The organism is Leptotrichia shahii (assembly GCF_008327825.1).
Taxonomy (GTDB): domain Bacteria; phylum Fusobacteriota; class Fusobacteriia; order Fusobacteriales; family Leptotrichiaceae; genus Leptotrichia; species Leptotrichia shahii.
Map to the genome: position 1 here is coordinate 1,545,630 of NZ_AP019827.1, position 24,674 is coordinate 1,570,303.

At 29.7% G+C, this 24,674-nt stretch carries 22 protein-coding genes and 2 tRNA genes; 15 read left to right on the top strand and 9 right to left on the bottom strand.

The annotated features are described in order from the left end of the window. Window positions 1-127: 127 nt before the first annotated feature. From F1564_RS07140 to F1564_RS07180, 9 genes are all read right to left on the bottom strand, one after another. Window positions 128-1,042: a LysR family transcriptional regulator gene (locus tag F1564_RS07140; RefSeq protein WP_018451227.1), complete on the bottom strand. Its 915-nt coding sequence runs from the start codon at window positions 1,040-1,042 to the stop codon at window positions 128-130. A gap of 247 nt (window positions 1,043-1,289) precedes the next feature. Next, window positions 1,290-2,126 carry an SDR family oxidoreductase gene (locus F1564_RS07145; protein WP_018451226.1) on the bottom strand — a complete coding sequence of 279 codons (837 nt, stop codon included), beginning with the start codon at window positions 2,124-2,126 and terminating at the stop codon, window positions 1,290-1,292. A 407-nt stretch (window positions 2,127-2,533) separates the two neighbouring features. Continuing rightward, the gene (leuS, locus tag F1564_RS07150; protein ID WP_018451223.1) at window positions 2,534-5,212 is read right to left on the bottom strand and encodes a leucine--tRNA ligase; all 2,679 of its coding nucleotides are present in this window, start codon (window positions 5,210-5,212) and stop codon (window positions 2,534-2,536) included. 662 nt (window positions 5,213-5,874) lie between these two features. Next, on the bottom strand, window positions 5,875-6,123 hold the full coding sequence (locus tag F1564_RS07155; RefSeq protein WP_018451221.1) for a hypothetical protein: 249 nt from the start codon (window positions 6,121-6,123) through the stop codon (window positions 5,875-5,877). Then, the gene (locus F1564_RS07160) at window positions 6,113-6,937 is read right to left on the bottom strand and encodes an ATP-binding protein (RefSeq protein ID WP_018451220.1); all 825 of its coding nucleotides are present in this window, start codon (window positions 6,935-6,937) and stop codon (window positions 6,113-6,115) included. The genes F1564_RS07155 and F1564_RS07160 overlap by 11 nt, the downstream gene beginning before the upstream one ends. Continuing rightward, entirely contained in the window at window positions 6,900-7,262 is a 363-nt protein-coding gene (locus F1564_RS07165) for an AAA family ATPase (RefSeq protein WP_018451219.1), read from the bottom strand. The genes F1564_RS07160 and F1564_RS07165 overlap by 38 nt, the downstream gene beginning before the upstream one ends. A 20-nt stretch (window positions 7,263-7,282) precedes the next feature. After that, window positions 7,283-7,978: a hypothetical protein gene (locus tag F1564_RS07170; RefSeq protein ID WP_018451218.1), complete on the bottom strand. Its 696-nt coding sequence runs from the start codon at window positions 7,976-7,978 to the stop codon at window positions 7,283-7,285. Window positions 7,979-8,462: 484 nt separating this feature from the next. Then, a tRNA-Leu gene (locus F1564_RS07175) sits at window positions 8,463-8,547 on the bottom strand. 51 nt (window positions 8,548-8,598) lie between these two features. Then, window positions 8,599-8,684, bottom strand: a tRNA-Leu gene (locus F1564_RS07180). Between the two features lie 487 nt (window positions 8,685-9,171). On the opposite strand from F1564_RS07180, the gene F1564_RS07185 reads away from it, so the two are divergent. The 15 genes from F1564_RS07185 to F1564_RS07255 all read left to right on the top strand — a co-directional run bounded on the left by F1564_RS07185 (window position 9,172) and on the right by F1564_RS07255 (window position 24,635). Beyond that, window positions 9,172-10,164, top strand: a complete 993-nt coding sequence (locus F1564_RS07185; RefSeq protein WP_018451217.1) for an ABC transporter ATP-binding protein — start codon at window positions 9,172-9,174, stop codon at window positions 10,162-10,164. Window positions 10,165-10,214: 50 nt separating this feature from the next. Then, window positions 10,215-11,186 (top strand): ATP-binding cassette domain-containing protein, encoded by a 972-nt coding sequence (locus tag F1564_RS07190; protein WP_018451216.1) that lies wholly within the window; start codon window positions 10,215-10,217, stop codon window positions 11,184-11,186. A 3-nt stretch (window positions 11,187-11,189) separates the two neighbouring features. Further along, entirely contained in the window at window positions 11,190-12,152 is a 963-nt protein-coding gene (gene opp4B, locus F1564_RS07195; protein WP_018451215.1) for an oligopeptide ABC transporter permease, read from the top strand. Between the two features lie 11 nt (window positions 12,153-12,163). Then, window positions 12,164-13,099, top strand: coding sequence for an ABC transporter permease (locus tag F1564_RS07200; RefSeq protein WP_018451214.1), 936 nt, complete (start codon window positions 12,164-12,166; stop codon window positions 13,097-13,099). A gap of 26 nt (window positions 13,100-13,125) precedes the next feature. Next, window positions 13,126-14,907, top strand: coding sequence for an oligopeptide ABC transporter substrate-binding protein (locus F1564_RS07205; protein ID WP_018451213.1), 1,782 nt, complete (start codon window positions 13,126-13,128; stop codon window positions 14,905-14,907). Window positions 14,908-15,030: 123 nt separating this feature from the next. Then, window positions 15,031-17,496, top strand: coding sequence for a glycogen/starch/alpha-glucan phosphorylase (locus tag F1564_RS07210; RefSeq protein WP_018451212.1), 2,466 nt, complete (start codon window positions 15,031-15,033; stop codon window positions 17,494-17,496). Between the two features lie 353 nt (window positions 17,497-17,849). After that, the gene (locus F1564_RS07215; RefSeq protein ID WP_018451211.1) at window positions 17,850-19,034 is read left to right on the top strand and encodes a chorismate mutase; all 1,185 of its coding nucleotides are present in this window, start codon (window positions 17,850-17,852) and stop codon (window positions 19,032-19,034) included. Window positions 19,035-19,071: 37 nt separating this feature from the next. Beyond that, a complete protein-coding gene (locus tag F1564_RS07220; RefSeq protein ID WP_018451210.1) occupies window positions 19,072-19,791 on the top strand; it encodes a pseudouridine synthase in 720 nt (239 codons plus the stop codon). 247 nt (window positions 19,792-20,038) lie between these two features. Continuing rightward, window positions 20,039-20,854: a shikimate dehydrogenase gene (gene aroE, locus F1564_RS07225; RefSeq protein ID WP_018451209.1), complete on the top strand. Its 816-nt coding sequence runs from the start codon at window positions 20,039-20,041 to the stop codon at window positions 20,852-20,854. 194 nt (window positions 20,855-21,048) lie between these two features. Then, window positions 21,049-21,870 (top strand): hypothetical protein, encoded by an 822-nt coding sequence (locus F1564_RS07230; protein ID WP_018451208.1) that lies wholly within the window; start codon window positions 21,049-21,051, stop codon window positions 21,868-21,870. Between the two features lie 184 nt (window positions 21,871-22,054). Beyond that, window positions 22,055-22,891: a hypothetical protein gene (locus F1564_RS07235; RefSeq protein ID WP_018451207.1), complete on the top strand. Its 837-nt coding sequence runs from the start codon at window positions 22,055-22,057 to the stop codon at window positions 22,889-22,891. 19 nt (window positions 22,892-22,910) lie between these two features. Further along, window positions 22,911-23,099 carry a DUF4250 domain-containing protein gene (locus F1564_RS07240; RefSeq protein WP_018451206.1) on the top strand — a complete coding sequence of 63 codons (189 nt, stop codon included), beginning with the start codon at window positions 22,911-22,913 and terminating at the stop codon, window positions 23,097-23,099. A 114-nt stretch (window positions 23,100-23,213) separates the two neighbouring features. Beyond that, window positions 23,214-23,708, top strand: a complete 495-nt coding sequence (locus tag F1564_RS07245; RefSeq protein ID WP_018451205.1) for a shikimate kinase — start codon at window positions 23,214-23,216, stop codon at window positions 23,706-23,708. 25 nt (window positions 23,709-23,733) lie between these two features. Then, a complete protein-coding gene (aroQ, locus tag F1564_RS07250; protein ID WP_018451204.1) occupies window positions 23,734-24,174 on the top strand; it encodes a type II 3-dehydroquinate dehydratase in 441 nt (146 codons plus the stop codon). Between the two features lie 26 nt (window positions 24,175-24,200). Further along, window positions 24,201-24,635, top strand: a complete 435-nt coding sequence (locus tag F1564_RS07255; protein WP_018451203.1) for a HutP family protein — start codon at window positions 24,201-24,203, stop codon at window positions 24,633-24,635. The last annotated feature ends 39 nt before the right edge of the window (window positions 24,636-24,674 follow it).

Here is a 24,674-nt window from a genome sequence, read left to right on the forward strand (position 1 = left end):
TTTAAAATTCTAATTTAATATTACTAACTATTTTTGATGAAATTATTATATACAAATATTTAATTTCTGTAAAATATATTTATTTTTCAGTTTGTTATAACTTTAGTTTATAACAATCTATTTAAATTTATGGAATTTCTGTATATTTCAAATGCTCCTTCAAAGCCTCCACATAAACTTTCCCATAAACACTCAGCTCAATATTTTTCTGCATTATAATTCCAACTTTCATATACTCATCCACTTCCAGCGGTTTTGCAATAATATTTTCTCCATTTAGCTCTTTACTAATTATTCCTGTACTCACAGTGTATCCGTTAAGCCCGACTGCCAAATTGAATAGAGTTGCTCTATCACGTACCTTTATATTCTTATCCCTGTCAAGTGTACTCAATATCTCCTCCGAAAAATAAAAAGAATTATAATCTCCCTGCTCAAACGATAAATACGGATATTCCTTCAAATCCTCAAGACTAATACTTTCCTTTTTTGCTAAAGGATGATTAAAACTAATGAAAACATGTGGCTTTGCAGTAAACAGCTCAATAAATTTCAAGTTATTTCTTTTTATCATTTTCTCAATTACAGTTTTATTTGCTCCTGAAGTGTATAAAATCCCAATTTCACTTTTTCTCTTGCTTACATCCTCAATAATCTCATTAGTCTGCGTTTCCCTAAGCGTAAAATCATACTTATTTTCCCCAAACTTCTTAATCACGTCCACAAAAGCATTCACTGCAAAGGAATAATGCTGAGTTGATACCGAAAATCTCCGAGTTATCTTATTCCCCTTTTTATATTCTTCTTCCAATAAATCCGTCTGTTCCAAAACTTGCCTAGCATATCCCAAAAACCTATCTCCTTCAAGTGAAACAATTACTCCTTTATTTGTCCTGTTAAAAATTGTTATATTCATTTCATCTTCCAGCTCTTTTATAGCTTTCGTCAATGCTGGCTGTGAAACAAACAGCTCTTTTGACGCATCACTTAATGTTCCTTTTTCAGCGACTGTTACTACATATTTTAACTGTTGCAATGTCATTTTAACCTCCTTCTTATATACAATAAAAAGCCAGCTTTAATGCCGACTTTTTATTCTCTACTTATGTAACTTGATTTGTCAAATTAATACTAAAATTCCATTTAAAAAATAATGTTTATTTATCCAAAACTGAATCAATCCTTTACTAAAAATAGTATGTTATTCAAGATTTATAACAATTCTGCTACTTAAACAAGGAATAGTATAAATTGCAAAAATTTATTAAATTATTTTATTATTTTTTTAACTACAATTGTTTCAAATATTCCATCAATGAAGTAGCTTTCCGTCCTAAAACTTTCTCAATATCATCTGAAACTCCTGATTGCTCATTTTGGGCAATTGCAGTATAAGTTGAAACCCAAGAATCGTATTCCCATTGTTCAGCTTTCCAGATTTTACGTGATTCGTAAGCCTCATCTACCGTTTCAGCAATATACTTAATTTCTTTACCTAAATATTTACTTGCAAGTTTTATAATTTCCTCCATCGTTAAATCTTCAGGCCCTGTCATATTCAAAGTCTGATTTTCCCATTTTTCTGGATTTTCCAAAATTTTAGCAGCCACTTCTGACACATCCGAACGCACCACAGCCGAAACTTTACCATTTCCAGCAGGCCCTTTTATTTTACCATACTCTCTGCACATATCTACAAAGAAATCCACATAAAAATTATCTCTCAAAAATGTATATTTAAAGCCTTTTTCTTTAATGTATTCCTCAGTTGCATAATGATCTCTTCCCAATGTAAATATGGAATTTTTTGAAGCATTGTAAAACGAAAGATAAACAATGTGCGAAACTCCTGCTATTTTAGTCACATCAATAAAATCCTTATGCTGCTGAACACGATTAGGATTTTCTGAACCCGACACCATAAAAAGTACATCAATCCCTTCAAGTGATTTTACAGTATCCTCTGACTTGTCATAATTTGATTTAAAAACATCATAAAATCCCATTTTTTCAGCTTTTTCCTTATTTCTAGCCAAATTTCTCACTTTTATTCCATTTTCTTTGCATAATCTTGAAACCATGCCACCTAAATTTCCTGTCACTCCAGTTACTGCTATTTTAGTCATTTTATTCCTCTCCCACTTTTTTTATTTCAGACATACTTTTTCTATTTCCGATTTATCTTTATAACCCTTTAAACCACCTGATAATTCTAAAACTTTATTGTGTATTTTTAAAATGTCACAAACTTCAAAATATTTAATCATTATTTATCACGCATTCTGATAAAAACATCTTTATTTTCTTCCATTTTATTAAATAGAATATCCATTGAATTCTTTTCAATTTTATTTTCTTCAACAAATTTAGCCATCAATTGAACTAATACATCACTTTCACTTTTTCCAGTTTTTTTTACAGCTTTTTTTTATTCATTAATTATTTTACTATTTTCTATTTCTGCAATATATGTCATCTTAATCACCCCTAATTTAATTTTTCTTTTTAAAAATTCCTCTCCCTTTATTAAACGTTATCCCTTTACAACAATATTAACCAGTTTATTAGGCACAACAATTACCTTGACAACTTCTTTTCCATCAATAAATTTTTGAACTTTTTCTGAAGAAAATGCCAATTTTTCAGCGTCATCTTTTGAAATTCCAATTTGTGCAGGAATCATATCTCTTACTTTTCCATTTACTTGTAAAACCAAGTTAAAGTTGTTTTCCACAGTTAATTTTTCATCGAATGTTGGCCATTCTTCCTCAAAAGTAAGAGTTGTATTTCCTAAATCACTCCATAATTCATCTGCTACATGCGGTGCAAAAGGTGCAATTAATAAAATCGCTTTTTCAAGAACTTCGTGCCATACTTTTTTACTTTCTGATGAAATATCATTTTTATCAATTACATTTTGCTTGTAAGTTGTCATATCGTTTAGAAGTTCCATTATTGCGGCGATTGCTGTGTTAAAGTGGAAATCGTCCTCAATACTGTCTGTAACTTTTTTTACAGTCTGATGTAATTTTTTCTGAATTTCCTTGTCTTTTTCACTTCTTGCATCTAAATTAATTCCATAATTATTTTCCTTTGATGCATTTTTATCAGCAAAATCAGCTGTTGATGAAATTAGCAGATAAAGTCTGTTTATGAATCTGTAAGCCCCTGCAAGACCGTTCATATTCCATTCCAGCTCTTTTTCAGGCGGTGCAGCAAATAATGTAAACACTCTTGAAGAGTCGGCTCCGTATTCTTTCACGATTTCTTCAGGATCTACTCCGTTATTTTTAGATTTACTCATTTTTTCAACTTTTGTTACCAATTCTTCTCCAGTTTCCTTAGAAACAGGCTTCCCATCCTTCATCTCGACTTCTCTTGGGAACAAGTATCTTCTTTCATTTTGAGAATAGTAAGAAGGCCCTAAAACCATTCCTTGTGTTAAAAGACGCTTAAATGGTTCATTTGTGTCAACATATCCTAAATCTCTTAGTGATTTGTGGAAGAATCTTGCATAAAGCAAGTGCATTACCGCATGCTCAATTCCACCGATATATTGATGAACTGGAGTCCAGTTATCTGCATCTTCCTTTTTAAACGGCTCTTTATCATTGTGAGAATCCAAATATCTCAAGTAATACCATGAAGAATCAACGAAAGTGTCCATTGTGTCAGTTTCTCTTCTACCTTTTTTTCCATTTGGTAAAATCACATTTTTAAATTCCTCAGAAGTTTCAAGCGGATTTCCCTTTCCGTTAAACTCAATATCTGTAGGCAGTTTTACAGGCAAGTTTGCTTCCTCTTCCAAATAAATATTTCCATCTTCATCATAAATCACAGGAATTGGCGTTCCCCAGTATCTTTGTCTGCTGATTAGCCAGTCATGCAGCCTATAATTTACAGTTGCCTTACCTTTTCCTAATTTTTCCAATTTTTCTACGATCTTGATTTTTCCATCTTCATTTGAAATTCCATCAAATTCTCCAGAATTAGTCATAATTCCATTTCCAGTAAAAATATTTTCAAATGTTTCCTCAAGAGCCAATTCATGCACATTCCCATCTTTATCCACAGGATTTACCACAATTTTAATTGGCAAATCATATTTTTTAGCAAAAGCCAAGTCTCTCGCATCATGGGCAGGCACAGCCATAACCGCTCCAGTCCCATAATCTATCAATACATAGTTTCCAATCCACAAAGGTACTTTTGCATTATTTATTGGATTTATAACATAAAGTCCTGTAAACACACCCTCTTTTTCCTTATCTTCAGCAGTACGGCTAATTTTATCCTCATTAATCATAGCCTCAACTTTTTCCCTAATTTCAGGATTTCGCTTCAAAATAACTTCTTCTACTAACGGATGTTCAGGTGCCAAAGTCAAGTAAGTCGCCCCAAATAACGTGTCCGCTCTCGTAGTAAACACAGTTATTACAACTTCACCTTTTTCATTTTTTACAATATTCTCATTATTCCCTTTATAATCAAAGTCCAAAATAAAGTCTACTTCCGCTCCTGTCGATTTTCCAATCCAGTTTTTCTGCATAGCAAGCACTTGTTCAGGCCAATGACCTCTAAGTTCTTCATGTCCTTGCAGTAATTCTTCTGCATATTCTGTAATTTTGAAATACCATTGTGAAAGTTCCTTTTGAATTACATCTGTTTTACCGTGACGCCAGCATTTTCCACCTTCAACCTGCTCATTTGCAAGTACAGTATTACAGTCTGGACACCAGTTTACATAAGATTTTTTCTTGTAAACAAGCCCTTTTTTATACATCTCAATAAAAAATTTCTGATTCCATTTATAGTATTCTGGAGTATAAGTACTAAGTTCTCTATTCCAGTCATAAGAAAGCCCCATAAGCTTCATCTGTCTTCTCATATTGTCAATGTTCGCTTTAGTCCATTTTCCAGGATGTGCCCCATTATCAATAGCAGCATTTTCCGCAGGCAGCCCAAAACTGTCCCATCCAAACGGATGCAGCACATTAAACCCTTTCATCTTCTTGTATCTTGCAATCGCATCTCCAATCGCATAATTTCTCAAATGCCCAACATGCAATTTCCCTGACGGATATGCAAACATCTCAAGCACATAATAATTCTCTTTTCCATCAACTTTATTTTCCGATTTGAAAACATCCCCTTCAAACCACTTATCCTGCCATTTTTTCTCAATTTCCGACGGTTTGTATTCCTTTATCATTGTTTTCCTCCATTTTTTCAGTTTTTATTTTTCTGATACTTTTTATTTCATATCTTAATAATATATAATGTAATTATTGTACTATATTTTAGTTTTTTTGACAATTAATTTTATTTTATCTTCTATAGCTTTAAATATAATTTATTTCTTCTTTCCAATTTGTTCCATACATCTTTTTCATAAATTCTTCTTTCTCTTTTTCACTCAAAATTGCTCTCCTTTACCCTTCTAACTTTCAAAAAACTTAATTTCAGATAACATCACTCCTCTATTCTTAGCCTTACTACACATTTCCTTCAACTGAATTATTCCTTTCCGATTTCCCACAAAATTATAGTAATAATAGAAATAATCATTTTTAAAATTTATATATTTATTACTCGAAAATTTCTTTTTTAACAATTTTGTTTCCTTTTTCCTTTGACTTTTTAGTCTCTTATTATGTTCTGAAAAAAATAGAACTGGCATATTCACTATCTTTTCAGGAAATTTAAAATCTCTATTTTTTTCTCTATATTTTAAATATAACACCTCAAAAATAAAATTTAACATTTTTATAGAAGAAATATATTTTTTAAATATTTCTGTGTCATCAGGTTTTTGGGATTTTAATTCAATATGAAAAAGATAATAATTTTCAGTATTTTTCTCTTGTACCAAAATTATCGAATCAACTGACTTACATATTTACCATTAAAATAAGGAAAAAGACTAACTTTTGAATTTTCTAAATTATTTACATCAAAGGTTATTTGAAGCACATTATAATTATCTGTTTCAAAATATATTTTTACTTTTTCTAATTTTGTTTCTTTAAATTCTTTTATTTTTACATTATTGTATTCAGGCACAATAAAAAAATCTTTATGTAATGTATTTTTACAATAATCAAAAAAATCCTTATTCTCCAAAATTATTCCCCTCGGCATAAAACAACAAAGTCTGATAAAGATTATCTGTTTCCTCAAGAACACTATTAAATGTTTCTATCTCAAATTCTCCATCATTTTCTTTAATTTTTTCAACAGTTTTATTGTGTAAATGAAATACATTTATATCACTAGCTTTTAGTCCATATTCATTATTAATTTCGTATTTCCCCATTTCTTTCTCATTCATTCTATTCTTAACTTTTTCAAACAAAAGCATATTATCAATTTCTTCAGTAATGATTGGACTATGTGTACTTATTATAAATTTTATTCCTTGCTTTGACAAATAATTTATAAGTTTCACTATTTTTCTCTGATTTTCAGGATGTAAATTCAATTCAATTTCATCAATAAAAACTATATCTCCTTTTTGAGCTTGATATTTTAAATACAAAAAGAAACCTGCTAAAGTTTTTACAGTTGAAGAAACTAATCCCATATTTAATTCCAAATCATTTTCATTTTTATAAATAATTTGATTAGATTTTATTATTATTTCACCTTCAATTATATTTTGAATATCAATATTTTTTACAAGATTTCTATAAATTTCTGTTTCTTCCTTGCTTTCGTATTCCTCTAATTTATTTAATCGTATAATATATTCATTTACAGGTTCTGAATATCTTGAAATATTTTTTAACAAATTTATATCTTGTGATAATTCCAACTGTCTTAATATATTATTTCTATTTTCCAATAATTGATTATAAAATAAAATTGCACCACTTCTTTCAGCAGGAAAAAAACATATATTATTTATTTCTATATTTTCTAAAAAATATTTTTTCATTTTCAGTAAATTTATCTTTCTCATCAAATTCTATATTTATTTTTGTATTTTCAAAACGGTTTTTATTTGTGTGAAAAACAAAAGGCAAGTCTGTTTCACGCAGTTCATCTGAAAAATTATTATTCTCCATTCTTTTTCCAATACTTCTTATTTCGTTATTTAATGTTCTTTCAATCCGAATATTTCTTAATACAGCATAAATAAAATTACTCAAATAAGTCTTCCCAGTATTATTCTTCCCAATTATCAAATTAATCCCTTTTAAATCATTAAAATCTATTTCTCCACTTTCAATAGGACCTAAATTTTTAAATTTTATTATCATAATTTGCTTCCCTTCCTAATCTAATACCCAAAATTCGGATTTTCAATAACCCATTTTCCATTCTTTTTATTAGCTTCCAAAATTTCTTTTCTTCCTACATATTTTCCATTTTTTGTAATTCTTTCTAATTCTTGGTCCATCATTTCAATTTGAATTTCACTCGCTATTTTAAAATATTTTTTCATAGCTTTTTCATCATTTTCAGAAATTGATTTTGAGTATTCTTCCATTGTCTTTCCTGTTTTTTTCTTAAAGGCTTTATCCATTTTGTCCATCATTTCTCCTGATCTTTCAAATATTTTGTCTATGCTCATTTCATCTGTATTCACAGGAAAGCCCAGTTTAACTTTTACGTATGCCTTATTTTCATTGATGTAGTCTATTTTTTCTATATCAATCTTATAATACTTATACATTGTATCTAGCATTTTAGAAAAATAATCTTCCCCAAAAAAAGATTCCATTAATTCTTTCATTTGATTTTTATCATTTTTTATATCGCTTGTAGCAGAAAATCCGTTCATCATTTTATTCATCATTCCAAACATTTCCTCTTTTGAATAGATTCTGCTCACTTCTTTTTCAATTTGAGAATTGTAATCCAAAAGAATACTTTGGTTGAGCTTTACTGCTGGTTCTACTTCCACTTGATATTTTTCTTGTGTAAAATTTGATAAACTTAATAATACAAATAAACTTAAAATTATCTTTTTCATATTTTCCTCCTGCTTAAACTTAGTATTTAGTCATTTTAAAAATAAAAAAATTGATAAATACAGTATTTTTTATGTTTAATTATCTTAAAATCTCTTTTTATTCTCTGACAAAAATTATTGACTCCTTGTGATCATAAATACTGTTTTTGTTCATTTATTTTTACAATTTTTTAAAACTTGATAATGTATTTGAACTTATTTAAAATTGAACTATTAAAAATTATATAACTTTAGGATTCAGATAAAATAGTTATGGCTTTTGAGCTAGATTTTAAATTAGTTTTACTATAAAAATAAATACTAAATTTACAATTATTTATTAGTTTTATTTTGAAATAACTTAATTGTTATTCTATGATTTATTATACCTTAATTACTCTAAAAATTAAAGAAAAATAATTTCAAGGATGAAGTATAAAAATTATAGGAGAAATGCCTTCATTTTATTTGCATGAAAAAAATTATTTAGATATGTTTAAAAAAATGGTGCGAGTGACGGGAGTCGAACCCGTACGGCTACTGCCACTACCCTCTGAAAATAGCATGTCTACCAATTCCATCACACTCGCATTAAAATATTAGATGTTTTATAAATATTAAAAGATATTAATTTTTTATAATGGTGCGAATGACGAGACTTGAACTCGTACAGCTAAAAGCCACTACCCCCTCAAGATAGCGTGTCTACCAATTCCACCACACTCGCATATTAAAAATCTTTTAATTAATTTTAATTGAAACTATTAAATCTTAAAATTATTATACATTCAAAATTAAAAAATGTCAATTAATATTTAAAAATATCATATAATAACATAGACACAGCTTTTAGGTTCGGTTTTATACTATTTCCCATTAAAACAATAGATTTATCTGTTGGGTAAAGGGACACGACCCTTGTCAGAAAATAAATAAAATATGATTTCTGTTTTTTAAATGGGGGTTAGTATTAAATAAGTTTTATTAGACTTGACTGGAAACTATATGTATTTAGAATTTGATAAAACAAAAATTTTGAAGCAAGGGGTCTTGACCCCTTGTGGAATAAAAAAACTTAGGTTATAGAACAGGTCTATTATATAAGAAATTCAAAATAGAAATTATAAATTTAAAAAAAAAAGAGTAAAAAAGTTAATTTTATGCTACAATATGGGTATAAAATAAATTAAAAAAGTTTTTTTAAGGAGAAGAGCATGGAAAAGGCGGAAACGTTAATAGAAATTAACAATCTTGTTACAAGTTTTCGGATAAAAGATGAATATTTTCCAGCTGTTGACAATGTTTCATTGAAACTTAAAAGAAATGAGATATTAGCAATAGTAGGAGAATCAGGATGTGGAAAAAGTACACTTGCTACTTCCATTATTGGACTTCATAATCTGAATAATACGAGAATTGAAGGAGAAATAAATTTTGAAGGTAAAAATCTTTTGAAACTTGGGGAGGAAGAATACAATAAGATTCGTGGGAATAAAATTGGGATGATATTTCAAGATCCATTGTCGGCTTTGAATCCACTTATGAGAATTGGAGATCAGATTGAAGAGGGGATGGTTTACCATACAAAATTATCTAAAAAAGAAAGGGAAGCACGTGTGCTTGAGCTATTAAATCACGTTGGCATAAAAAATACCAAACGTATAGCAAGACAATTTCCACATGAATTGTCGGGAGGAATGCGACAAAGGGTTATGATTGCAATAGCACTTTCATGTAAGCCTGAAGTTATCATAGCTGATGAGCCTACAACAGCATTAGATGTTACAATTCAGGCACAAATACTGGATTTACTAAAAACTTTGCAAAGTGAGATAAATGCTGGGATTATATTAATTACTCATGATTTGGGTGTAGTTGCAGAAATGGCTGACAGAGTGGCAGTAATGTATGCTGGAGAAATTGTAGAAATTGCCAATGTAAAAGACTTGTTTGACAATCCAAAGCATCCTTATACAAGATCACTTTTAAGTTCAATTCCACAGCTTGACAGTGAACACGAAAAGCTGCATGTAATTAAGGGAATCGTTCCATCAATAACTAAGATGGAGAGAACAGGCTGCCGATTTTCTAAAAGAATCCCTTGGATAAAGGAAAATGAACATGAAAAAAATCCAAAGCTGCATGAAATTGAGCCAGAACATTTTGTAAGATGTACTTGCTGGAAAAATTTTCATTTTGAAAAGTAAATTTTAAAAATAAAAAAATTTTAAAAATTCAGAGAGGAAAAAATAGAAATATGAGTTTTATTGAAGTAAAAGATTTAAAAGTTCATTATCCTATTCGTGGAGGATTTTTTAATAAGATAATTGATTATGTTTATGCTGTAGATGGAGTCAGTTTTACTATTGAAAAAGGAAAGACTTATGGACTTGTGGGAGAATCGGGATCTGGAAAGTCTACAATTGGAAAGGCAATAATCGGGCTGGAAAAAATAAAAAGCGGTAAAATTATCTATGAGGGAAGAGAAATTGATAGAAAATTTAGAAATAGAAGAAGTGAGTATAATAGAAATGTACAAATGATATTTCAAGATTCGTTATCTAGCTTAAATCCTAAAAAAAGAGTGATTGATTTAATTTCAGAACCTTTAAGAAATTTTGAAAATTTAACACCAGATGAGGAAAAAAGGAAAGTATCGGAACTGCTAGAAATTGTAGGAATGAACAGGGAAGATATTTTTAAATATCCACATGAATTTTCTGGAGGGCAAAGACAAAGGCTAGGGATTGCACGGGCTGTTGCGACAAAGCCTAAGCTGATTATTGCAGATGAGCCTGTGTCGGCACTTGATTTGTCAGTTCAGGCACAAGTTTTGAATTATATGAAGGACATTCAGGAGCAGTTTGGGCTTAGTTATCTTTTTATTTCTCACGATTTGGGAGTTGTAAAGCATATGTGTGACTACATGTTTATAATGTACCACGGAAGATTTGTGGAAACAGGAGAGAAAAATGATATTTACAAAAATCCTGAACATTTTTATACAAAACGGTTAATTGCAGCAATTCCAGAAATACATCCAGAAAAACGCGCAGAAAATAAAAGAAGACGGTTAAAAATTGAAAAGGAATATTTAGCAAATGAAAAAAAATATTATGATGAAAATGGACGTGTCTTTGATCTAAAAAAATTAACAGATACACATTTTGTTGCTTTTAAAGATAAAAATCTGAGAAATAATGGAAATAGTGAAAAAGGAGGCAAATAATCAATGTGGAAAACAGTTTTAAGAAGAATACTTGTTATGATACCGCAATTATTCATACTTAGTGTATTAATCTTCATTTTGGCAAAACTTATGCCAGGAGATCCATTTACTGGGCTGATTACACCGCAAACTGATCCTGCGGCACTTGAAGAATTGCGAAGAAAGGCAGGATTACTCGATCCTTGGCATATTCAGTATGTGAGATGGCTAAAAAATGCCGTTTCTGGAAATCTGGGAATGAGCTACACTTATAATGTTCCTGTAAAGACACTTATTGGGGAACGTGCAGTAAATACTTTTATTTTGTCGCTACTTAGCCTTGTTCTGACATATTGCATTGCAATACCGCTTGGAATGTTTGCTGGACGTTATCAGAACTCAATGCTTGACAAATTTGTTACATTTTATAATTATGTGAGCTATGCGATTCCGACTTTTGTGCTTTCGCTTATAATGATCTGGTTTTTTGGATACATGCTTGGATGGTTTCCAACAACTGGATCGGTGACAGCTGGACTTCATACTGGAACTTTTGGTCAAATTCTTGACAGGATTTATCATATAATATTGCCTGCAATTACGTATGCGTTGCTGGGAACAACTTGGATTGTGCAGTATTTGAGAAATGAAGTAATTGATGCTAAGAATCTGGATTATGTAAAAACGGCGAAAAGTAAGGGAGTGCCTGAAAACAAGGTTTATTCTAGACATATTTTCAGAAATTCGATTTTACCAATTGCAGCTTTTTTTGGTTATTCGATAACAGGACTTCTGGGAGGTTCGATTTTTATTGAAAAAATATTCAGTTATCCTGGAATGGGAGGACTGTTTGTAAATTCTATAATAACACGGGATTACAGTGTTGTTACTGCATTAATATTGCTTTTTGGATTTTTAACATTGCTTGGAAGTCTGCTTTCAGATATTATTCTTAGTATTGTTGATCCTAGAATTAGAATAGAGTAGGTGGTGAAGGAATGTCTAACAATGAAGTTTTAAAGGAGAATAATGAAAAAACAGAAAATTTTGAAATTATTAAGAAAAGTGGTAACAAGCCAACTGGAATTAGTGTTATTGCAAGGGAGATACTAAAGGATAAATTAGCACTTGCTTCGCTTATTATTCTTGTAATCCTTTTTGGAATAATTTTTATTGGATCGCTTTTTGCAAATCAAGAGGAAATTATGAAAATAAGCCTTTTAGATAAATATGCCATTCCTATGAAAGAGGGATTTTGGCTAGGCTCTGATTCTGGAGGGCGTTCAATATTGGGACAGCTTATACTAGGAGCGAGAAACTCGATTATTATTGGTTTTGCAATAACTATTTTAACTTCAGGAATTGGAATATTTTTGGGGTTAATAGCAGGATATTATGGAAAATGGGTGGATAATGTAATAATGAGAATTATTGACTTTATCACAATTTTACCGACACTTATGATAATTATTGTATTTGTTACAATTGTTCCAAAATATACAATTACAACTTTTGTTCTTATAATGAGTACATTTTACTGGGTTGGATCAGCACGTCTTATTAGAAGCAAAGCACTTTCTGAAAGTAAAAAAGACTATGTTTTAGCTTCAAAAACTATGGGAACAAAGGATTTGACAATAATTTTCAGAGAAATATTACCTAATTTAAGTTCAATTATAATTGTAGAATTGACATTGGCATTTGCTGGAAATATTGGGATTGAAACAGGGCTTAGCTTTCTGGGATTTGGGTTGCCGCTTTCTACACCGAGTCTTGGGACATTAGTTGGTTATGCAGCAGATCCCGAAGTGCTGTCGACAAAATTGTGGATATGGCTTCCAGCTTCAATATTAATTTTGATTGTGATGCTTTGCATAAATTACGTTGGTCAGGCTTTAAATAGGGCAGCTGATGCAAAACAAAGAAGGGGATAAAAATTTTAGGAAAAGGAGAGTTGACTATGAAAAAATGGAAGTTGACAATAATATTTTTAGTGTTAATGTTTGCAATGTCGTGCAGTCCAGGTAAAAAGAGAAGTGAAATGCCTGGTGCAAAACTTAATTTATCATTATTTCCAATAAAAACGTCAAATAATGAGCCTGCAATAGAAGGTGGAACTTTACAAGTGGCAATAGTAAAGGATGACCCGCTTGTTGGAGTTTTTAATGAAGTGCTTTATACAGATGGTTATGACGGCAATATTATTTCAACATTTTTAAGTTCAGGAATATTTGAAGTTGATGAAAATTTTGAAATAACAGATACAGGAGCCGCCACTCTTAAAGTTGATGCAAAAAAGAAAAAAGCTACAATAAAAATAAAAGATGGAATAAAATGGTCGGATGGACAGCCTTTAACTGCTGATGATGTAATTTATGCCTATGAAGTTGTCGGAAATAAGGATTATCCAGGTGTAAGATATACAGAGGAAAGTCAGAAAATCGTTGGAATGAAGGAATATCATAGCGGAAGTGCCAAAAATATTTCAGGAATAAAAAAAATAGATGATAAAACAGTGGAAATTTCATTCTCGCAGTTAGGACAAAGCATCTATGCAGTTGGAAATGGTTTAATTGGAAATGCATTACCAAAGCATTATTTAAAAGATATTCCAATAAAAGATTTAATTTCATCGGATAAAATTAGGATAAAACCAGTAACATTAGGTCCATATAATCTTACAAAAGTTTCACGTGGAGAAAGCCTGGAATTTACTGCAAATCCATATTATTACAGAGGAAAACCTAAAATTAACAAGGCAATATTGCAAGTGGTAAATTCACAGTCTATAGTAGCAGCATTAAAAGCTGGAAAATATGACTATGTAATGAGTATGCCTGATTCTTTGTATAATAATTATAAAGATTTGAAAAATATAGAAACTTTGGGACAGCAAGATTTGTATTATTCGTATTTGTCATTTAAATTAGGTCATTATGACAAGGCAAAAGGAGAAAATATAACAGATCCAAATGCCAAGATGGCAGATGTGAGATTACGTCAAGCTCTTGCTTATGGTATAAATATTGAAGAAATAGCGCAGGCATTTTATTTTGGATTAAGGCAGGAGGCAACATCATCAATTCCACCTGTTTTCAAAAAATATTTTCCAAAGGACTTGAAGGGGTATCCATATAATCCTGAAAAAGCAAAGCAACTACTGGATGAAGCGGGATATAAGGATGTAAATGGAGATGGATACCGTGAAGATAAAAATGGAAAGCCTTTTGAAATAAAAATGGCATTTATGGCAGGAGGCGACGTGGCAGAGCCGCTTGCTCAAAATTATATTCAAAGCTGGAAAAAAATAGGTATAAAAGCTGTTCTTACATCAGGAAGATTATTAGCTTTTCAAAATTTTTACGAAAAAGTAGAAGGAGATTCTAAAGACATAGATGTCTTTTTTGGAGCATGGGGAGTTGGAACGACTCTAGATCCAACTGGTTCAGCAGGAAGAAAATCTCAACTTAATTATTCACGTTTTGTATCAGAAGAGAACGATAGATTAATGGGAGAAATATTAGGTGAAAAGTCATTAACAATTCCAAATTATAAAGCAGAAGCATTTAAAAACTGGCAAAAATATTATATCGGACAGGCAGTGGAAGTTCCGCTAATGTACAGATATAAACTTACTCCAGTAAATAAACGGCTAAAAAATGTATATATTGGCTATGATGCGGCACTAAAGGATGAAGGAATTTATAAGTGGGAACTTACAGCAATTAATCCAATGAGATAAATATTTTGATGTATAAAATTAAAAAAATAGATAAATGTAATTAAATTTATCAAAAACTATTGAAATAATGCTAAAAAAGTGGTAAAGTGGAAATGGTAAATAAAAAAATATTTAGGAGGAAATATGAAAATTAATAAAGCTGAATTGAAAGACAATATTCTTAGAGAACTGAGAAGGCAATACGGTAAAACTCTTGAGGAAGCTCATGAATTTGAGCTATATAATGCAATTTCAAAAGTAGCTTTGGATTACGCAATGGAAAAATGGTACAATACTAAAAAGACTTATGCTAAAAAACAGGTAAAGCAAATGTACTACTTTTCAGCAGAATTCCTAATGGGAAGATTTATGGGAAACAACCTAATCAACTTGCAAATCAATGACGTTATTAGAGAAACATTAAATGAATTGGGCGTAGATATTAATAAAATTGAAGATCGTGAAATGGATGCAGGACTTGGAAATGGAGGACTTGGAAGACTTGCAGCCTGCTTTTTAGATTCACTTGCAACATTATCATTACCGGGGCATGGATATGGGCTTAGATACAAATACGGAATGTTTGAGCAAAAAATTGAAAATGGATTCCAGATGGAATATCCAGATGACTGGACAAAATATGGTGACCCTTGGTCAATTAAAAGAATGGACAGAGTATTTGAAGTAAAATTTGGAGGGCAAATCGAAGTTCATCGTGACGAATTTGGAAAAGAATACTTTAGACGTGTAAATACTGAAACAGTTCACGCTGTAGCCTACGATGTTCCTGTTATCGGTTATGGAAATGATACAGTAAATACATTGAGATTGTGGGAAGCAAGATCTCCTGAAGGATTTGACTTAAAATTATTCAATGATCAGACTTATTTACAAGCTTCTGCAAAAGCAGTTCAAGCTGAAGATATTTCAAGAGTACTGTATCCAAATGATACTGAAAAAGATGGAAAACAATTAAGATTAAAACAGCAGTTTTTCTTTACATCAGCTTCATTACAGGACATTATCAGAAGATACAAATCAGTTTTTGGAAATGATTTTTCAAAATTTGCAGACAAAGTGGCAATTCAGCTAAATGATACTCACCCAGTAGTTGCAATTCCTGAATTGATGAGAATTTTCTTGGATAAGGAAAAATTAGGATGGGATGAAGCTTGGAATATATGTAAAAATGTATTTGCTTACACAAACCATACAATCTTGTCAGAAGCATTGGAAAAATGGGATATTTCATTATTCCAGCCATTATTGCCAAGAGCTTACCAAATTATTGAAGAAATTAACAGAAGATTTATCGCAGAATTGCAGGAAAAATACCCTGGAGACTGGGAAAGAATCAATAAAATGTCAATTATTGGAAATGGACAAGTTAGAATGGCATGGCTTGCAATCGTAGGTTCACACAAAGTAAACGGAGTTGCGGCACTTCATACTGAGATTCTTAAAAATACAGAATTAAAAGAATGGAACGAATTGTATCCTGAAAAATTCCTAAATAAAACAAACGGAATTACTCAAAGAAGATGGCTATTAAAAGCAAATCCTGAATTAGCTGCACTAATTACAGAATTAATTGGAGATAAATGGATTACAGACTTATATGAACTGAAAAAATTGGAGCAATACTTGGATGATGACAATATTTTAAACAGAATTTCTGAAATTAAGCTGCATAATAAGGAAAGATTGGCAAAATACATAAAAGATACTACAGGAGTTGAAGTAAATCCTCATTCTATCTTTGATATCCAAGTTAAGAGACTGCACGAATACAAAAGACAATTATTGAATGTACTTCATATTATGGATTTATACAACAGATTAAAAGAAAATCCTTATTTAGATGTTGAACCAAGAACATTTATCTTTGGAGCAAAATCAGCTGCTGGATATAGACGTGCAAAGGGAATTATCAAATTAATCAATGCTGTTGCTGAAAAAGTAAATAACGATACTGAAATTAATGGGAAAATCAAAGTTGTATTCCTTGAAAACTATAGAGTTTCACTTGCTGAAAAGATATTCCCATCGGCAGATGTATCAGAACAAATTTCTACAGCAAGTAAAGAAGCATCTGGAACTGGTAATATGAAATTTATGTTAAACGGTGCATTAACTCTTGGAACAATGGATGGAGCAAATGTGGAAATTGTTGAAGAAGTTGGAAATGAAAATGCTTTCATCTTTGGGCTTTCTGCACAGGAAGTTGAAAATTATCAAGCAAATGGCGGTTATAATCCATTTGATGAATACAATAATGTAGAAGGGCTTAAGAAAGTTGTGGATCAGTTAGGTGACGGAACTTATGATGATAACCATACTGGAATTTTTAGAGAATTACAAAATTCATTGTTATATGGAGTAGATGGTTCAAGACCAGATGTATATTTCCTATTAAAAGATTTTGCATCATACAGGGAAGCACAAGATAGACTTCAAAATCAATTTAAAGATAAAAGGGAATGGACTAGAAAAGCACTTAAAAATATTGCAAATGCAGGAAAATTCAGTTCAGACAGAACTATTGCTGAATATGCCAAAGAAATATGGAATATTGAACCTGTTGAAATTCAAGATTATATAGAAGAATAATCTTAAATTAAAATAAATTAATATTAGACTTATTCAGAAACTACATGTTCAGAATTTAATAAAACAAATATTCTGAAACAATGAATCTTAACCTCTTTTGGAAATAAAAAAACGAGGATAATATAAATCACAATTTTAAAGTAAAATAAAAAAAGGAGTTATTTTTAATCTACATTAAGGATAATTCCTTTTTTATTAACTATTCTTGCTTTTTCTTTCTTATTTTAGTATAATTTAAAAGTAGATTTGTTATGAATTTTTATTTATTTCTAAAGAAATCTAAAGAAAAATTAAAAAAGTTATGGTATAATAAAATAGGTTATTTTTAAATAAAAAATAAAAAGGAAAGATAGATGAATACAAATAAAAATTTAGATTTAGGTAAAATTCGGGAAAAGATTGATAAATTAGATAGCCAGCTGGTGGAGTTGCTGGAGGAAAGGCTGGAAATTGTACAACAAGTAGCACAATTTAAGAAGCAAACTGGGAAAAAGATCTTTGATGAGGAACGTGAGAAGGAAGTAGTTAAAAAAAATCTAAAAAGAGTGAAAAATAAGGAATTGAATCATTATATTGAACTGATTTTAAAGGATATTATGGATTCAAGTAAAGAATATCAAAAATTTAAAATAGGAATTTCAACTAAATATGTAAATGATCTGAACTTAGAAAATAAAAAGTTAGGATATACTGGTGTCCCAGGATCGTATGCCTATGAGGTTCTTATGAATATTTTGAAAAATAATAAAAATTTAGATATAGACAGTATTGAGGAAAATGAGAATATTTTTCATTTTAACTCACACAGGGATTTGGTGGAAGCGGTGCATACACGAAAAATTGATATCGGGATACTGCCGATAGAAAATTCCATTGTGGGGGAAGTTAGAGATAGCATTGACCTGATTAATACAAAAAATATTCATATAATAGGAGAAGTCAGACATAAAATTTCACATAATCTTTTAGGTGTAAAGGGAAGTAAAATTGAAGATATAAAGAATATTTATTCTCATGAACAGGCTTTTATGCAATGTTCACAATTTTTATCAAAGCACGAATGGCATCTTAACCGCATGACAAATACTGCAATTAGCGGAAAATATATTGCAGCAGAAGGTAAAAAGGAAAATGCCTGTATTGCAAATATAAAGACAAAGGAAGTTTATGGACTTGAACTGCTAAAGAAAAATATTAACAATGAAGAAGAAAACTATACAAGATTTTTTATCATTTCAAATGAAAATGTTGTAATTGACGGAAGTGATAAAATAAGCATTGTAACGAGTGCAAATAATGAATCGGGGGCATTAATCGGATTATTGCAGATTTTTTACAAGTATGGGCTAAATATGGTAAATTTAAAATCACGTCCAAGAGTAAATAAACCTTGGGAATATTATTTTTATATTGATTTTGAAGGAAATATGGCTAGTGAAAAGGTAAAGATGGCACTTGAAGAAATGCGGGAAAAATCAAATTATTTACAAATTTTGGGTAATTATAAACTGTATAATTTGGAAATATATTCAAATTAGTAGGATTTTATAAATAAAAAAAGAAAGAACGAGTTAAATGAGATTAGATAAGTTTTTGGCAAATTCGGGAATTGGAACGAGAAAAGAAGTTAAGGAAATTTTGAAAAAGAAAAAAATTAGTGTCAATGGTATTTTTGTAAAGGACGGAAAAATTCATATTGATGAAAAAAAAGATGTTATAAAATACGAAAATGAAGTTATCAGTTATAAGCCGTTTGTCTATATTATGATGAATAAACCTGCTGGAGTTATTTCTGCAACGGAGGATAGCCACCATAAAACGGTTATTGACCTGTTAAATAATAAATACAGGACTTATGATGTTTTTCCTGTTGGAAGGCTGGATATTGATACTGAAGGCTTGATTTTACTTACAAATGATGGAATTTTATCGCATAATTTACTTTCGCCTAAAAAGCATGTAGATAAGAAATATTATGTAAAAATCGCTAAACCGCTTAGTGAAAATGATGTGAAAACATTGGAAAATGGAATAAAGCTTGGAGAAAATTTTGTAACGAAAAAGGCAAAGATTGAAGTAATTTCTAAAGATTCGCATGAAAATGGCAATAATCAAGTTTATATAACAATTTCTGAAGGGAAGTTTCATCAAGTAAAGAGAATGTTTAAAGCTGTTAATAATGAAGTTCTTTATTTGAAGCGAATAACAATGGGAAATCTTTTATTAGATCAAAATTTAAAATTGGGAGAATATAGAGAATTGACAGAAGAAGAGCTGGATAAATTAAAATTTTAAAGTAGATTTATTGGTAATTTATCTAATGAAATGTCTTGAAAGAAATAAAGATAAAAAAATTAAGTTGTAGAATAAATATATTAAATAATAAGGCTATAAAATTAATAGACTTGTTCAATAACTATATAAACTCAGAATTTAATAAAATAAATATCCTGAAGCAAGGGGTCTTGACCCCTTGTATAGATAAAAAATTTAGGTTGTCGAACATATCCAATATTAATAACGCAGGAAGGAAAATGAAAGAATGGAAAAATTTGGATTACTGGGAGAAAAATTAGGACATAGCTATTCAAAGGAAATTCATGAGATTTTTTTTGAGCTGACTGGAAAAAAAGCAAGCTATGACATGATTGAAAGGGAAATTGATGAAATTGAAGAATTGATGAAAAATATAAGAGATGGCAAATTTAATGGAATTAATGTTACAATTCCGTATAAACTGGAAGTTATTAAGTATCTTGATGAAGTGTCAGAAACTGCTAAAAAAATTGGAGCAGTAAATACGATAACTTTTAGAGATGGAAAACTTGTTGGAGATAATTCAGATTATTTTGGTTTCCTTAAAACGTTGGAATTAAATGGAATTGATGTAAATGGTAAAAAAGTGCTTATTTTGGGAACTGGGGGTGCTTCTAAAGCTATTTATAACGGATTAATTGATAGTGGAGCGGAAAGCATTTTTCTTGCAACAATTATAGAAAATGATACTTTTAAAGTGAGAAATCAAGACAGATTAATTCATTATTCATCAATTGCGGGACTTAGAAATATCGAATTAATTGTAAACTGTACACCAGTTGGAATGTATCCTGCAGTTGATAATTGTCCACTTGAGGATAAAAATTTAATTGATGTGAATGCAGTTGTGGATATTGTTTACAATCCTGAAGAAACTGTGCTTATGAAAAAGTATAAAATAAAAGGGACAAAAGTGGCAAACGGGCTTATGATGCTTATTTCACAAGCAATTAAATCTGAAGAAATATGGCATAATGAAGTATACGGAGCAGAAATTATTGAGAAAATCCATAAAAAATTGTCAGAAAAATTATATAAATAAAACAAAATATAGGACTCTTGTCCTTGTAAATACAGAAAAATATATTAGACCTGTTCGATAACCATACAAACTCAGAATTTAATAAAATAAATATCCTGAAGCGAGGGTTTTTGACCCCTTGTATAGATAAAAACTTAGGTTATCAAACATATCTGTATAATAAACAAAAAAGGGTTAAGAAGAAAGGAAGATTTATGCTAAAAAAAATAATGATAGGAATAATCGTTGTTGCTAGTATTGGTTTTGCAAAAACAAATAAAGAGATAATTGATGAAGGGAACACAAGACAGAAAACAATTTTTGATAAATATTTTTCATCAGCTGTGTTAAAAAGCGGACAAGCTGTTGGAAATTCTGCATATTCTGAAATAATGACAACTTTGTATAGCGAAAATCGTTCCTATTTTGACAGGGAATTTGCAAAACTTTCAGGAAACAGAAAATCTAATTTTAGATCAATGTATGCATATTATAGTGATTATGTTGTAGAATATCCAAAATTTTTAAAAAGTGCATTTGGAAGTTTTTTGGAAGATATAGGAGAATTTCAGTCGTATTCCTATACAAATACTTATTTACTGCTGGAAACATTTAATTTAAATATGAATACGTATTTGGAAGCTGAAAAAGATGGCAAAACTATAGATGAAAATATTAATGCCATTTATGATTATTTATACAGCAGCGGTGATAAAATTTCAAAAGAGGAATATAAAAAAATGTCATCAACAAGAATAAAAGAACTCGTAAATGAAGAGTATGACAAACTGGAAAGAGTGCTGGATATGAGAGGAAATGAAGGAAAGGACAAGAAAAAAGCTGCATCTTCGGCAAAATCCAGTTTAAAAAAATTGAGAAAATTATATGGAAATTATGATAAATGGTTTGATGATTATATAGATACTTCATCGCTGTCTTATGAAAATAAAGAAAAATTAAAAAAATTAGTAAAATTTGAAAATATTTCAAATATTAAATTTATAATTCAATCAATTGAAAATAAACAGAAAAAATAATTTTTTTATGGAATTTATTCGATAACGGCATGAATTTTAAATCATATTTTTCATTCAACAAACGAAATATTATTTAATATCAGCAGAAAATTGAAATTTTTATTGTATTATTATAAATAAATTAGGAGAAGAAAGGATTATGCGTTATCCTTGATTAACGTAAATTTATTATGTGGGAGTCAAGATGAACAATAATAATTTAGAAGAAAAGAATCAGGAAATACAAGAAGAATTAAAAAATGAAAAAAATAATGAAACAGAAAATCTGAAAGTTCGGAAGAATATAAGTAAAAATGAGAAATTAAACCATATTGATTTGTCAATTTATAATGAACTTGATGATTTTGCTGCAGAAGTGCTAGATACTGATAATTTTTTAAAGTATATAGAAGCTAGAAGAGAATACTTGTTTGAAGCTGAAGAAGCTGTCAAAAAGTATTTGGGAAAAGAATTTTTAAATGATTCTGAAAATAAGATTAGCACATTTTCAGATTTCTACTATCAATATTTAGTAAAGTATTCAGATAATTATTTTTATAAATTTGCAGCAAAAGGTTATACAGATGGATTTAGGGAATTGCTTGAAAAAAAAGGTATAAATCCTGACAGCTTAAATATAAAATGGGATAATATACGTTTAAAAGAACTAGAATATGATGAATCTCTTGTGGATATACTGTATTCAATTGTAAATTATGAGCTAGAGCATCGTGGATATTCTATTTTTGGAATAAATATGGGATATGAATCAACTTTATACTTTATTGTTTCAGAAAAGGCTTTTTTAAGAATTGATAACGAACCAGAATTATTCACAATTTTTGATATCGGATTTTTAGAAACAATTTATAATGAAATTTATGAAGTTGTGGGTGATCTTGGAACTGAAAATGTTAGAGCTGGAGATTTTTTAGAAAAACGTGGAAATGAATATTACACTTTATTTTCAGATTCAAGTAAAAATGTAGTAATTGAAAATATTGATGAAAATGATGAATCAAAAATAAAGATAATTTTATAAAAACAAATAGGGAGATGAAATGATAAATTTTGAAACTAAAGATATAATGCTGCTTTATAGCCTTGTAAATATGAAATTACGTGATGAATTTTTAGATTTGGATGATTTGGCAAATTATTATGGCATTGATAAAGATAGCTTGTTAAATAGATTTTTAAAAGCTGGATATGAATATTCAGAAAGTGAAAATCAATTTAAGAGAATATAATTTACTATTTAGATAAATAAAATATTATTTTTAAATAAAATTTAGTATAAATTATAAAATTTGAATAAAGTAAAGAAATAAAAAACTTTACTTTATTAGGAAAGTAGATGATTTATGAAAAATATAGTATTAATTGGAATGCCTGGTTGCGGGAAAAGTACGATTGGGTATCGGATGTCTCAAAAAATTAATTATTCCTTTTTTGATGCTGATAAATATTTGGAAGAAAAGGAAAATAGAATTATTTCAGATATTTTTTCAAAGGAAGGCGAAGAATATTTCAGAAAACTTGAAACGAAATATTTAAAAGACCTTTCTAAAAAAGAACAAATCATTATTTCAACTGGTGGAGGAGCTGTTAAAAAAAAGGAAAATATTGATATTTTGAAACAAAATGGGATCATTATATTTCTTAACAGAACAATTGAAGATATTTCAAAGGAAAACCATGAAAATAGGCCTCTTCTACAAAATGTTGAAAATCTTTGGAAATTGTATGACGAAAGAATAAATTTATATAGAAAATATGCGGATATTATAATAAAAAATGATGATGATATGAATGTAATTGTTGAGAGAATAATTACAACTTTAAAAGGAAAACTTTAGATTAAACAATAATGAGGTGTAAAAAATGAAAAAAATAATGATTATAAATGGACCTAATCTAAATTTCTTGGGAATCAGGGAAAAAAATATCTATGGAAATGATGATTATGAAAGTATTTGCAGTTATATAAAGGAAAAATTTTCAGATAAAAAAGTGAGAATAGATATTTTACAGTCAAATTCTGAAGGAAAAATTATAGATTTTCTACAATCAGCATATTTTAGAAGTTTTGATGGAATTGTGATAAATCCAGGAGCTTACACTCATTACAGCTATGCAATTCTTGATGCAATAAAATCAATATCTGTTCCAACGGTAGAAGTTCATTTGAGTAATATTCACGAAAGGGAAGAATTTAGAAAAACTTCAGTTACAGCAGCAGCCTGTATTGCTCAAATTTATGGAAAAGGTAAGGATGGATATGTGGAAGCTATTGAGCTTCTTTTAAAAGAAAAAAATTTTTAATAAAAACGAAAAATAAGGATTTTAAAATGGAAGAAAATAATAAAAGTGTAGAAATATGCAGACTAGCATTAAAAATGTCAATTTCTTCACGAGATGAAGAACGTAAGTTAATGAAGGAATATAAGGAAAAAGGAATAAAAACAGCGGCAGTAAATGTCGGTGGAGCAATGCCCCAGTCACGTTTTAAGTTTATAGAGAGTGCATTAATGGCAGCAAAGCGTAATAATCTTATTCAAGATGTGCATGCTCACGATGGGGCAGTAATTGGAGCAATGCGAGAAGCAATGAGTCAAATTGAGGCGATTATAAACGGGCTTAGTGTTGGTGGTAAAATTGGATTGGCAAGAGAAGGAGAACATCTGGCTGTGGCAATATTTTTAAGTGTTGGAATATTACAGTTTAACGAAGTGATAACTTCTGTTGCTCATCGTTCTGTTTCAATACTTGATAATGAAAAATAACTGTTAATAAATAAAATAAAAAATAAGGAGAAACTTGCG